Source organism: Methylobacterium sp. WL12, from assembly GCF_008039475.1.
In the GTDB taxonomy this organism is placed as follows: Bacteria; Pseudomonadota; Alphaproteobacteria; order Rhizobiales; family Beijerinckiaceae; genus Methylobacterium; species Methylobacterium cerastii.
In genome coordinates, this window is record NZ_VRUW01000036.1 from 1 (window position 1) to 11,920 (window position 11,920).

Consider the following 11,920-nt stretch of genomic DNA (forward strand, 5'->3'; position numbering starts at 1 on the left):
GGGCGGGCGCCGGCGCGGCGGGGGCAGGCTTGCCCTGCGCCCGAACGGACCGGGGAAGCAGAAGGAACGCGGCACTTCCCAGAAAGAGCGCTCGACGCGACGCGCCGGATCGCAATTCGGTCGGCGGCGCGGATCGGGCTGGCGGCATGGAACCTCGTGACGACGGGGCGATCGCGCGGCATCCACGCGGGAATTCAGGGCCGCCGGTTGTAGCCGCCGCCCTCGCGCGGCGCCACCGTTTCGGGCCCGCAAGTTTTTTGCTGCGGCCTGTGCCCCGCATGCTATAGACCCGCCCTCCGGTGGCCGGACACGCGCCGGGCATCGGCGCTCGCGGGCGTGGCGGAACTGGTAGACGCGCTGGTTTTAGGTACCAGTGTCGCAAGACGTGGGGGTTCGAGCCCCTCCGCCCGCACCAGCACCGCCTTCGGAAACGGTAACGGCCGATCCCTGCGCGGACGCGGTCGGCCGGCTCCTCCAGCGGATGCCGTTCGCCTTGCGCGCGGGTCCCGCTTCCCCGTACCAAACCCGCGGCTCCGTCAGGCCTCCGATGAGGCCGCGCCCGGATTCTCGCGCACACGATCACACGGACTTTGAGAGCGACGACGATGCAGGTGACCGAGACACACTCCGAGGGGCTGAAGCGCACGTTTCAGGTGTCCCTCGCCGCGAGCGAGCTCGAGGATCGCCTGAACACCGAGCTGTCGGGCATGAAGGACAAGGTCCAGCTAAAGGGCTTCCGTCCGGGCAAGGTGCCAGTGGCGCACCTGCGCAAGGTCTACGGCCGCTCGGTGATGGCCGACGTGGTGCAGAACGCCGTCAACGAGGCGAACCAGAAGATCGTCGCCGACAACGGCCTCAAGCTCGCCCTCGAGCCGCAGATCGAGTTCCCCTCCGACCAGTCGATCGTCGAGAAGGCGCTCGACGCCAAGGCCGACCTCTCGTTCAAGGTCGCCCTCGAGGTCCTGCCGAGCTTCGAACTCGCCGACCTTTCCGACGTCAGCCTGACCAAGCAGGTCGCCACACCCTCGGACACGGAGGTGACCGAGGCGCTGGAGCGCATGGCCGGCCAGAGCCGTCCGTTCGCGGAGCGTGACGAAGGCGCGGCGGCCGAGACCGGCGACCGCCTCACCATCGACTTCGTCGGCCGCATCGACGGCACAGAGTTCGAGGGCGGCAAGGGCGAGGGCATCGACCTGGAGCTCGGCTCGAATTCCTTCATCCCCGGCTTCGAGGAGGCTCTCGTCGGCGCCAAAGTCGGCGAGCAGCGCCTGGTCAAGGCGACCTTCCCGGAGGCCTACGGCGCCGAGCAGCTCGCCGGCAAGGACGCCGAGTTCGACGTGACCGTCACCAAGATCCAGGCCCCGGGCGAGGCCAAGATCGACGACGAATTCGCCAAGGGCATGGGCCTCGACTCCCTCGACGCGCTCAAGGAGGCCGTGGCCAAGGCGATCGGCACCGACTTCGAGGCGGCCTCGCGCCGCAAGCTCAAGAAGGACCTCCTCGATGCGCTCGACGGCCGCTACGCCTTCGACCTGCCGCCCTCGCTCGTGGCGCAGGAATTCGCCAGCGTCTGGGCGCAGGTCGAGCAGGACCTGAAGTCCCGCGGCAAGACCTTCGAGGACGAGGACACCACCGAGGAGAAGGCGCAGGCCGAGTACCGCAAGATCGCCGAGCGTCGCGTGCGCCTCGGCTTGGTGCTTGCGCAGGTCGGCGAGAGCGCCGATATCAAGGTCTCCGACGAAGAGGTGAACCAGGCCCTCATCGCCCGGGTCCGGCAGTTCCCGGGCCAGGAGCAGCAGGTCTGGGATTTCTACCGGAAGAATGCACAGGCGCTCGCCGAGCTTCGCGCGCCGCTGTTCGAGGAAAAGGTCGTCGACCACGTCCTCGGTCAGGTCAAGCTGGTGGAGGAGCCCGTCTCGAAGGAGACGCTCTTCGCCGACGAGGAAGCCGACGACGCCTGGAACGAGAAGGCCGACGCCAAATCGGCCGACGCCGAGTCCACGGAGGCCGCGTCGGCCGGCTCGAAGGCCGACTGAGCCCGCGCTCGTCTCGAGGCGGCGGGCTTATGGTTAGGCGGCGTTAAGGAATGCCGTCGTTCGCTGACGCGCCCGGCCTCTCCGTGATTCGCGGAGGGCCGGGCCCCTTGGAGCCCTAAAGGCCATGATGAGAGATCCGGTCGACTATTATAACAGCGCGCTCGTGCCGATGGTGGTCGAGCAGTCGAGCCGCGGCGAGCGGGCGTTCGACATCTACTCGCGGCTGCTGCGCGAGCGGATCATCTTCCTCACCGGACCGGTGGAGGATTACGGCGCGTCGCTGATCGTCGCGCAGCTCCTGTTCCTCGAGGCCGAGAACCCGAAGAAGGAAATTTCCTTCTACATCAACTCGCCCGGCGGCGTGGTGACCTCGGGCCTGTCGATCTACGACACGATGCAGTTCATCCGTTGCCCGGTGACGACGCTCTGCGTCGGCCAGGCCGCCTCAATGGGCTCCCTGCTCCTCACCGCCGGCGAGCCGGGCCACCGCTTCGCCCTGCCGAACGCCCGCATCATGGTCCACCAGCCGTCCGGCGGGTTCCAGGGCCAGGCCACCGACATCCTGATCCACGCCCGCGAGATTGAGGCTCTCAAGAAGCGCCTCAACGAGATCTACGTGAAGCATACCGGGCGCGACTACGATTCCATCGTCCAGGCGCTGGAGCGCGACAACTTCATGACCGCCGACGCGGCGCGCGAGTTCGGCCTGATCGACGAGGTCATCCAGAAGCGGCCCGAGCCGGCCGCCGCCTGAGGAACCCCGCACCCGTCCCCGGCGGCACCGCGCCGCCGCGGGAGGGGTGTGGCGATCGCGGCCTTGATCCGGCCGCGGCCGCGTGTTTGCATCGGGGTTCGCAACGACTGGTTCGGGCCGGACCCCAAGGCAAAGACGCGCAGGTGACTTTTTCTTTAAGCGGATCCCCTTAACTGTGAACGATACGCGTGTGCCCCGGCTGGCAGCGCACGCACGAATCGGAGACCGATATGAGCAAGACTGGCGGCACCGACTCCAAGAGCACGCTGTACTGCTCGTTTTGCGGTAAGAGCCAGCACGAGGTCCGCAAGCTGATCGCGGGCCCGACGGTGTTCATCTGCGACGAGTGCGTCGAGCTGTGCATGGACATCATTCGCGAGGAATCGAAGTCCTCGCTGGTGAAGAGCCGCGACGGCGTCCCCACGCCGAAGGAGATCCGGCGCGTCCTCGACGACTACGTCATCGGCCAGGACTTCGCCAAGAAGGTCCTCTCGGTCGCGGTGCACAACCACTACAAGCGCCTCGCCCACGCGACGAAGCACAACGACGTCGAGCTGGCCAAGTCCAACATCATGCTGATCGGGCCGACGGGCTCGGGCAAGACTCTGCTCGCGCAGACGCTCGCCCGCATCCTCGACGTGCCGTTCACCATGGCGGACGCGACCACCCTGACGGAAGCCGGCTACGTCGGCGAGGACGTCGAGAACATCATCCTCAAGCTGCTCCAGGCCTCCGACTACAACGTCGAGCGGGCGCAGCGCGGCATCGTCTACATCGACGAGATCGACAAGATCTCCCGCAAGTCCGACAACCCGTCCATCACCCGCGACGTCTCGGGCGAGGGCGTGCAGCAGGCGCTTCTGAAGATCATGGAAGGCACCGTCGCCTCCGTGCCTCCGCAGGGCGGACGCAAGCACCCGCAGCAGGAGTTCCTGCAGGTCGACACGACCAACATCCTGTTCATCTGCGGCGGCGCCTTCGCCGGGCTGGAGCGGATCATTTCGGCGCGCGGCAAGGGCACCTCGATCGGCTTCGGCGCGACCGTGCAGGCTCCCGACGACCGGCGCACCGGCGAGGTGTTCCGCTCGGTCGAGCCTGAGGACCTCCTGAAGTTCGGCCTCATCCCCGAGTTCGTCGGCCGCCTGCCCGTGCTGGCGACGCTGGAGGATCTCGACGAGGACGCCCTCAAGAAGATCCTGCAGGAGCCGAAGAACGCCTTAGTGAAGCAGTACCAGCGGCTGTTCGAGATGGAGAACGTCGACCTGACGTTCCAGGACGAGGCGCTGTCGCTCGTCGCCCGCAAGGCGATCGAGCGCAAGACCGGCGCCCGCGGCCTGCGCTCCATCCTGGAGACGATCCTGCTAGACACGATGTACGACCTGCCGGGTCTCGACTCGGTCGAGCAGGTCGTGATCGGGCCGGAGGTGGTCGAGGGCAAGTCGCGCCCGCTCTTCATCCACGGCGACCGCAACAAGGAAGCGCCGGCCAGCGTCAGCGCCTGACGTGCGCCGGCGCACGCGCGCTAAGTCCTTGATGTCGCGGGTCGATCCTCGGTCGACCCGCGACGGGTGGTCACCTTGAAACGAGGTGCGGGGGGAGCCATCTGAGGCTCAGCGCAGTGGCCGCTGCCTCCTTCGAGGGGCGGTGCCGCGCCACCAGCCGCAAAGTCTCCAGAGACCTTTCCGACCCTCGCGGCCCGGTCGGCCCCTGGCAGGAAGCTTGCTCCAATTCGGAGGAGCGACCGTCGGGCGTCCCTCATGAGGAAGTCAACGATGACCCAATCGAAATCCCGCCAGCCGGTCGTCCCGGGCTCGACCGGCGCCTACGCCGTCTTGCCGTTGCGCGACATCGTCGTCTTCCCGCACATGATCGTGCCGCTGTTCGTCGGGCGCGAGAAGTCGATCCGCGCGCTCGAAGAAGCGGTGCGGACCGACCGCCACATCCTGCTCGCCACACAGATCAACGCCGGCGACGACGACCCGGCCACCGACGCGATCTACACGATCGGCACGCTCGCCTCCGTGCTGCAGTTGCTGAAGCTGCCCGACGGCACCGTGAAGGTGCTGGTCGAAGGCGGTGGCCGTGCCAAGATCACCGGCTTCACCCGCTCGGACGAGTATTATGAGGCCGAGGCTGAGGCCCTGGTCGATGAGCTCGGCGACAAAGTCGAGGCCGAGGCGCTGGCCCGCTCGGTGCTCTCGGAGTTCGAGAACTACGTCAAGCTCAACAAGAAGATTTCGCCCGAAGTCGTCTCGGCGGTCACGCAGATCGAGGAGCCCTCGAAGCTCGCTGACACGATCGGCTCGCACCTCCTCGTCAAGATCGCCGACAAGCAGGCGATTCTGGAGACGCCGACCGTGGCCGCCCGCCTCGAGCGCGTGCTGTCGCTGATGGAGAGCGAGATCTCCGTGCTGCAGGTGGAGAAGCGCATCCGGACCCGCGTGAAGCGGCAGATGGAGAAGACCCAGCGCGAGTACTACCTCAACGAGCAGATGAAGGCGATCCAGAAGGAGCTCGGCGACGAGGATGGCCGCGACGAGCTGGCCGAGCTCGAGGACAAGATCGAGAAGACCAAGTTCACCAAGGAAGCCCGCGAGAAGGCCTCGGCGGAGCTGAAGAAGCTGCGCCAGATGTCGCCGATGTCGGCCGAGGCGACGGTGGTGCGCAATTACCTCGATTGGATGCTCGGCATCCCGTGGAACAAGCGCTCGAAGATCAAGAAGGATCTCCTCGGCGCCCAGGTCCTCCTCGACGGCGACCATTTCGGCCTGGAGAAGGTCAAGGAGCGGATCGTCGAGTACCTCGCCGTGCAGCAGCGGGCGAACAAGCTCACCGGGCCGATCCTGTGCCTCGTCGGGCCTCCCGGCGTCGGCAAGACCTCGCTCGGCAAGTCGATCGCCAAGGCGACTGGCCGCGAGTTCGTGCGGATGTCGCTCGGTGGCGTGCGTGACGAGGCCGAGATCCGCGGTCACCGCCGGACCTATATCGGCTCGATGCCGGGCAAGATCGTCCAGTCGATGCGTAAGGCCAAGACCTCGAACCCACTCATCCTGCTCGACGAGATCGACAAGATGGGCATGGACTTCCGCGGCGATCCCTCCGCGGCGCTCCTCGAGGTGCTGGATCCCGAGCAGAACTCGACTTTCAACGACCACTATCTCGAAGTCGATTACGACCTGTCGAACGTGATGTTCGTGACCACGGCCAACACCCTCAATATCCCCGGCCCGCTGATGGACCGCATGGAAGTGATCCGCATCGCCGGGTACACCGAGGAGGAGAAGGTCGAGATCGCACGCAAGCACCTGATCCAGAATGCGCTGAAGAAGCATGGCTTGGACAGCAAGGAATGGTCGATCGACGATGAGGCCCTGCTGATGCTGGTTCGCCGCTACACGCGGGAGGCGGGCGTCCGCAACCTCGAGCGCGAGCTGTCGAACCTGATCCGCAAGGCGGTCAAGGAGATCCTGATCACGAAGGTAAAGAGCGTCGAGGTCGACGTGGAGCGCCTGCAGGTCTTCCTCGGCCCGCCGAAGTTCCGCTACGGCGAGATCGATGCGGATGATCAGGTCGGCGTCGTCACCGGCTTGGCCTGGACCGAGGTCGGCGGCGAGCTGCTGACAATCGAGGGCGTCATGATGCCGGGCAAGGGCAAGATGACGGTCACGGGCAACCTGAAGGACGTGATGAAGGAGTCGATCTCGGCGGCGGCGAGCTACGTTCGCTCCCGGGCCCTCGATTTCGGCATCGAGCCGCCGCTGTTCGAGCGCCGGGACATCCACGTCCACGTTCCGGAGGGGGCGACCCCGAAGGACGGGCCGTCGGCCGGCATCGCCATGGCGACCGCCATCGTCTCGACCTTCACCGGGATCCCGGTGCGCCGCGACATCGCCATGACCGGCGAAGTCACGCTCCGCGGTCGAGTGCTGCCGATCGGCGGTCTGAAGGAGAAGCTGCTCGCCGCACTCCGCGGCGGCATCAAAACGGTGTTGATCCCCGAGGAGAACGCCAAGGACATCGCCGAGGTGCCCGACAGTGTGAAGAACGGGATGGAGATCATCCCCGTCGCGATGATGGACCAAGTGCTGAAGCACGCCCTCGTGCGCCAGCCGGTAGCGATCGAATGGGAAGAGGTCATCCCGGTCAAGAAGACGACCGAGGACGGCGCCGCCTTCGTCGCCCACTAAAGCCCGAGCAAGGACGACGAGGCCCCGGAGCGCTGCTCCGGGGCCTTTCGCTTGCATGGTCCGCTTGTCGAAAGGGCCTCCATGCGCATCTTGGTGATCAATCCCAACACGACGGAAGCGGTGACCGAACGGGTCGTCGAGCATGTCCGCCGCATCGCTCCATCGGCGACGATCGTGCCGGCTACCGGCCGCTTCGGCGCGCGCTACATCGCCAGCCGGGCCTCGGCGGCGATCGCCGCTCACGCCGCCCTCGACGCCTATGCGGCGTTCGGCGCGGAGTGCGACGCGGTCTACCTCGCCTGCTTCGGCGATCCCGGTCTGCTGGCGCTCCGCGAGATCGCACCCGTGCCGGTGGTCGGCATGGCCGAAGCCGCCTGCCGCGAGGCGGCGGCCGCGGGGCGCTTCTCGATCGTCACCGGCGGGACGGCGTGGCGGCCGATGCTGAGCGAGTTCGTCACGCTCCTCGGCCTCTCTGACCGGCTCGCCGGCATCCGCGCGACGAACGCCACCGGCGGCGAGATCCACCACGATCCGGACGCGGCGCTCGCCGACCTCGTCGCCGCCTGCCGCGCCTGCGCGGAGGCGGACGGCGCCCAGACGGTGATCCTCGGCGGTGCCGGCCTCGCGGGCCTCGCCGAACGGATCCAGCCGGACGTCCCCGTTCCCGTGCTGTGCTCGGTGGAGGCCGGTACCCGCGCGGTGCTGGCGGCGGCAGCTCTACCGAGACCCACGCCGAGCCGCCACCCGCTGACCGACGCCACCGGCCTATCCCCTGCTCTTGCACGCCTGCTCGCCGGCCCATAGGCGCATGCTAAAAGAACCTGCGCTTGCCTCGAAGCCGCAGCATGCCGTACCACGCGGGCGCGGGCGGTTAGCTCAGTTGGTAGAGCGTCTCCTTTACACGGAGAGGGTCGGGGGTTCGAGTCCCTCACCGCCCACCATCGGGATTGATGATCCCGAACTCTCGGTCATCAAGGCGACACCCCGAGACGGGGAATTCCCAAATCGGAAGCCAACTCGCGGCCGCTCAGCTCTCCAGCTCGCTGTCCCAGTACAGGTAGTCGAGCCAGGTGTGGTGGTAGTCGCGGTGGTCGAATTCGGGTTGTCGGTGGTGCAGCTCGTAGCGGGTCGGGCGGCGCGGCTCGGTGAGCAGCGGCATCTCCGCCTCGTAGGGTGTGCGGTTGGCCTTGCGCAGGTTGCACGGGCTGCAGGCCGCGACGACGTTCTCCCAGGTGGAGAGCCCGCCGCGGGAGCGCGGGTTGACGTGGTCGAAGGTCAGGCCGCCCGAAGGCAGGCGCAGGCCGCAATATTGGCAGGAGAAGCTGTCGCGCAGGTAGATGTTGTAGCGGGTGAAGGCCGGGCTGCGGGCCAGTGTCACGTAATTCTTCAGGGCCACCACGCTCGGCACCCGAAGCGCCCGGCTCGGGCTGCGCGCCTCGACGTCGTAGCTCGCGACCAGGGTCACGCGGTCGAGGAACAGGGCGGTGAAGGCGTCCTTCCAGTTCCACAACGACAGCGGGTTGTAGGAGAGCGGCCTGTAATCCGCGTTGAGGACGAGGGTCTGGAGATCCATCATCGGCGCGACTCTTCGAACGAAAGCCATACGGGACAACGCGCGAGTTCGGGTTTGCGCGCCGTCCCGAGGACAAGGTCGAGGGGGTGATGGGGAGATCGTGTGCCGCTGCGTCGAAGGCGGGGCCCGGCGGGCGGCGCCGTCTCGGCCGGGCGCATGGAAAACGCGTGGCTTGCCGGGCGCGATCGGCGACCGGCTGGGGCGGATACATCCGGCTCGCGGCGGGGTCCGGATGCCAACCCGGTCGATCCCAGCCCTTCGCGAAATGACGAAAAGGCCCTCTCCATTGGGGCTTAGTCTAATAGCAGCGTGACAGCCTTGTGAAGCTCCGCCCTGTCGCGGCCCGCGCCGCACCCACAGCCCGCGTGGATCGACGGCTTTCGGAGTCGTCCGCTGCGTCGACGGGGCGCTTCAGCCCCAGCGCACGAACATCGCGACGAAGACGGCGACCATGCTCGCCAGCAGCAGCGGATAGCCCTCGACGAGGGCGAACAGGAACAGCGAGATCGCGCCGGTGGCGATGGCCAGCATGACGGCGACGGCAGTCGGGTTCATGGCAACAGGGCTCGCACTTCGGGGTCCCGATTCCGTTTCCGGCGGACCCCGTACCACGATCGACGGGGCGACGCGGCACCCGATCGATGCCGCGTCGCACACCCGTTCGATCAGTCGCCGACGACCTTGCCGTCCGGGCCGACCTTCACGGTCTGCTCGTGGTCGGCCAGCGCCACCTTGATCTCGTACTGCACCGACTTGCCCTCGCGCTCGACCTCCGCCTCGTAGGCCTTGCCGCCGCCGGCCTTGCGCTCGGCGATGGCGAGGGCGTCCTTCAGCGAGGTGGTGGCGTTCTGGAAGTCGGCGGGCTTGAGCCGGGTGAAGTACCGCTCGATCGGCTGGTTCTCGGTCTTGTAGAGCGCGCCGGTCTCGGCATCGATACCGTACTCGACGAGCTTGCCGTCCGGGTAGACGACCTTGATGCTGTAATGGGTCGGGTTCTTGCCGTCCGCCTTCTCGAAGTCCGCGTCGATCGCGCGGCCTTTCTCGCCTTGGGCCTCGGCCGTAGTCAGCGCCTGGGCGAGGCCGACCTTGCTGGTCTTAGCGATCTGGAACTCCTTCATTTCGGACTGGGCATTCGCGGCGGGCGCCTGGGCCAAGGCTGCCGTCAGGCCGAGCGGGGTTGCGAGGAGGCCCGCTGCGATCAGGCCGGCGGTAAGCGGGAGACGGTTCGACATGGCTTTGGCTTTCTGCCCAATTCGGTCGGTGGCCCGAACAACAGGCCGATCGCCGCCTTGGTTGCCTCCGCCTGGAAAGACGTACACGGCGGTCGTGCCGTAAGCCTGCGCGCGTTCGCAGCCATCGGTCAGCGCCGTCCGGCGCGATCGAGAAGGATCGCGACGAAGTTGGCCGTCGCGATGCTGCGCTCGCTGTCGTTGACGACGGTGGCGTCGGCCTCCGCCGGCACCGCGCGTGCCAGCCGCGCGCCGAGATCGCCGTCCTCGGGGCGGTCGCGGGCGGCGAGCCGTGCGGCTAGGGTCTCAGGGGCTGCCGTGATCGCGACGACGTGGACGCCGGGGAGCATGCGGCGCGCCGCCTCGATCACCCGGCGCGAGATGTTGCACACCACAATGCGCCCGCGCGCGGCTTCTTCCAGCGCATCGGGCGGGATCGCGTAGCCGAGGCCGTGGACGCGCCAATGCAGGGGGAACGCGCCGGCCGCGGCGGCACGCGAAAAATCTGCTTCGGCGATCTCGGCGTTGTCCTCGTGGGCGGAGGGCGGCCGGGTCACGAGGCGGCGCGGGAACACGAAGGGCGGGTCGCCGGCCAGCCGCGCGCGGGCGGCGGCGATCACCGTATCCTTGCCGGCCCCGCTCGGGCCGACCACGAGGACGAAGCCGCCGATCGGACGCTCTGCCATCACATAACCCGTGTGCCGGCGCGCCAGACCTCGCGGACGACGGGCACCCCTTGCGCCATCCGCATGCGGACGAGGTCGGCGCGCAGGCCCGGGGCGATCCGGCCGCGGTCGTCGAGGCCGGTGGCGCGGGCCGGGTTGGCCGTCACCGTGGCGATGGCGGCGGCCAGGTCGATGCCGGGCACGCGCCCGGGCAGCTGGAACGCCGCCATCAGCAGGCTCGCCGGCACGTAGTCGGAGGACAGGATGCCGAGTAGGCCGGCCTCGGCCAGTTCCTGCGCCGCCACGTTGCCGGAATGGGAGCCGCCGCGGATCAGGTTGGGCGCCCCCATCATCACAGTGATGCCGGCCGCGTGCGAGGCCTCGGCCGCCGCGTGGGTGGTCGGGAACTCGGCGAGCGCCACCGACTCGGCCTTCGACATCGCCACGTCGGCGAGCGTCGTGTCGTCGTGGCTCGCCAGCGGAATGCCGTGCGCGCGCGCCAGCGCCAGAAGGATCGGGCGGTTCCGGGCGTTCCGGGCGGCGCCGTCGCGGATCTTGCCCGCGGTGCCGGCCCGGATCGCCTCGATCGGCCGGCCGCCGCGTCCGGCATACTGGTCGTACTTCGCCATGTCGCGGAACTGCCGCTGGCCCGGCGTGTGGTCCATCAGCGAGATCAGGCCGACGGGGTGGCGGGCGACGAAATCGCGCACGGTGTCGATCACATCGGCGGAAGGAATCTCGCAGCGTAGGGGCGTCAGGTGCTCGGCCCGGAACAGGCCGGCGGCGCGGGCGTCGGCGATGGCCTGCGCCAGGGTGTCGAACTCGGAGCCGAGGCCGCCGCCGTCCGGGTCGGTGCCGGCGCGCAGCGAATCGAACACGGTGGTGATGCCGGACGCTGCGATCTGCGCATCGTAGGCGAGCACGGCGCCCAGCTGGTGCCAGCGCACGCGGGGGCGCGGCGCGTAGTGGCTTTCCAGGTGATCGGTGTGCAACTCGACCAGGCCGGGGACGAGGTGGTCGCCGGAGAGATCGACGCCGCGCCCGGGTGCCCGGCCCTCGCCGAACTCGGCGATGCGTCCGCCGGCCATCGCGAGCCAGCCGGCGACCACCCGATCGGGCAGGACAAGATGCGCGTTTTCGAGGATTTCGACTCGGTCCGCCATCGCTCCGCCGTCTCCGCTGATATCGCGCCTGTTTATTTCACCGCCGCGCGAAAACCCGCTACGTCCACGATCCGCGTCGCCGCCGCCTTGTGCATGTCTCCGGGATCAGCACTTGGTAGAACAGGACCTAGCCCTCCGCGAGCGGCGTCGCCTGATCGTCGGGGGGGTGGCCGTTGTCGAGCGTTCGCTCGAACATGGCATAGACGTCGGTCTTCGTGTCCCGGGAACGAATCCCGTCGCCCGGCGGCATTGCCTGCGGCGCCCCGCGCTCGCTACGGACCCTCGGCGCGGGCTGCGAGCGCCTGAGACAGGA

10 protein-coding genes and 2 tRNA genes are annotated in these 11,920 nt (G+C 68.1%); 7 read left to right on the plus strand and 5 right to left on the minus strand.

Annotated features, from left to right (window positions below):
- Positions 1–330 precede the first annotated feature (330 nt).
- The 7 genes from FV226_RS14730 (at position 331) to FV226_RS14760 (ending at position 7,918) form a co-directional block, all read left to right on the plus strand.
- Positions 331–415: transfer RNA gene (locus tag FV226_RS14730), tRNA-Leu, on the plus strand.
- A 190-nt stretch (positions 416–605) separates the two neighbouring features.
- Positions 606–2,036, plus strand: a complete 1,431-nt coding sequence (gene tig / locus FV226_RS14735; protein ID WP_147763499.1) for a trigger factor — start codon at positions 606–608, stop codon at positions 2,034–2,036.
- A 127-nt stretch (positions 2,037–2,163) separates the two neighbouring features.
- The gene (locus tag FV226_RS14740; RefSeq protein ID WP_147752831.1) at positions 2,164–2,790 is read left to right on the plus strand and encodes an ATP-dependent Clp protease proteolytic subunit; all 627 of its coding nucleotides are present in this window, start codon (positions 2,164–2,166) and stop codon (positions 2,788–2,790) included.
- Between the two features lie 230 nt (positions 2,791–3,020).
- Positions 3,021–4,292, plus strand: a complete 1,272-nt coding sequence (gene clpX, locus FV226_RS14745) for an ATP-dependent Clp protease ATP-binding subunit ClpX (RefSeq protein ID WP_147727615.1) — start codon at positions 3,021–3,023, stop codon at positions 4,290–4,292.
- A gap of 270 nt (positions 4,293–4,562) precedes the next feature.
- Entirely contained in the window at positions 4,563–6,977 is a 2,415-nt protein-coding gene (gene lon, locus FV226_RS14750; protein WP_147763500.1) for an endopeptidase La, read from the plus strand.
- A gap of 81 nt (positions 6,978–7,058) precedes the next feature.
- The gene (locus FV226_RS14755; RefSeq protein WP_147763501.1) at positions 7,059–7,781 is read left to right on the plus strand and encodes an aspartate/glutamate racemase family protein; all 723 of its coding nucleotides are present in this window, start codon (positions 7,059–7,061) and stop codon (positions 7,779–7,781) included.
- 61 nt (positions 7,782–7,842) lie between these two features.
- Positions 7,843–7,918 (plus strand) — tRNA-Val (locus tag FV226_RS14760).
- 86 nt (positions 7,919–8,004) lie between these two features.
- On the opposite strand, the gene FV226_RS14765 is transcribed toward FV226_RS14760, so the two are convergent.
- From FV226_RS14765 to FV226_RS14780, 5 genes are all read right to left on the minus strand, one after another.
- Positions 8,005–8,553: an HNH endonuclease gene (locus FV226_RS14765; RefSeq protein ID WP_147763502.1), complete on the minus strand. Its 549-nt coding sequence runs from the start codon at positions 8,551–8,553 to the stop codon at positions 8,005–8,007.
- A gap of 408 nt (positions 8,554–8,961) precedes the next feature.
- Positions 8,962–9,105 (minus strand): hypothetical protein, encoded by a 144-nt coding sequence (locus FV226_RS28020; RefSeq protein WP_187273707.1) that lies wholly within the window; start codon positions 9,103–9,105, stop codon positions 8,962–8,964.
- Between the two features lie 110 nt (positions 9,106–9,215).
- Complete coding sequence (locus tag FV226_RS14770; RefSeq protein ID WP_147763503.1) at positions 9,216–9,782, minus strand: PepSY domain-containing protein; 567 nt, start codon at positions 9,780–9,782, stop codon at positions 9,216–9,218.
- A gap of 128 nt (positions 9,783–9,910) precedes the next feature.
- Positions 9,911–10,465: a phosphonate metabolism protein/1,5-bisphosphokinase (PRPP-forming) PhnN gene (phnN, locus tag FV226_RS14775; protein WP_147763504.1), complete on the minus strand. Its 555-nt coding sequence runs from the start codon at positions 10,463–10,465 to the stop codon at positions 9,911–9,913.
- Complete coding sequence (locus FV226_RS14780) at positions 10,465–11,607, minus strand: alpha-D-ribose 1-methylphosphonate 5-triphosphate diphosphatase (RefSeq protein ID WP_147763505.1); 1,143 nt, start codon at positions 11,605–11,607, stop codon at positions 10,465–10,467. The genes phnN and FV226_RS14780 overlap by 1 nt, the downstream gene beginning before the upstream one ends.
- Between the last annotated feature and the right edge of the window lie 313 nt (positions 11,608–11,920).

Excerpts from the sequence above, each read along its gene's own strand:
- tig (WP_147763499.1), top strand. The coding sequence starts at position 606 with ATGCAGGTGACCGAGACACACTCCGAGGGGCTGAAGCGCACGTTTCAG.
- FV226_RS14740 (WP_147752831.1), top strand. The coding sequence starts at position 2,164 with ATGAGAGATCCGGTCGACTATTATAACAGCGCGCTCGTGCCGATGGTG.
- clpX (WP_147727615.1), top strand. The coding sequence starts at position 3,021 with ATGAGCAAGACTGGCGGCACCGACTCCAAGAGCACGCTGTACTGCTCG.
- lon (WP_147763500.1), top strand. The coding sequence starts at position 4,563 with ATGACCCAATCGAAATCCCGCCAGCCGGTCGTCCCGGGCTCGACCGGC.
- FV226_RS14755 (WP_147763501.1), top strand. The coding sequence starts at position 7,059 with ATGCGCATCTTGGTGATCAATCCCAACACGACGGAAGCGGTGACCGAA.
- FV226_RS14765 (WP_147763502.1), bottom strand. The coding sequence starts at position 8,553 with ATGATGGATCTCCAGACCCTCGTCCTCAACGCGGATTACAGGCCGCTC.
- FV226_RS28020 (WP_187273707.1), bottom strand. The coding sequence starts at position 9,105 with ATGAACCCGACTGCCGTCGCCGTCATGCTGGCCATCGCCACCGGCGCG.
- FV226_RS14770 (WP_147763503.1), bottom strand. The coding sequence starts at position 9,782 with ATGTCGAACCGTCTCCCGCTTACCGCCGGCCTGATCGCAGCGGGCCTC.
- phnN (WP_147763504.1), bottom strand. The coding sequence starts at position 10,465 with ATGGCAGAGCGTCCGATCGGCGGCTTCGTCCTCGTGGTCGGCCCGAGC.
- FV226_RS14780 (WP_147763505.1), bottom strand. The coding sequence starts at position 11,607 with ATGGCGGACCGAGTCGAAATCCTCGAAAACGCGCATCTTGTCCTGCCC.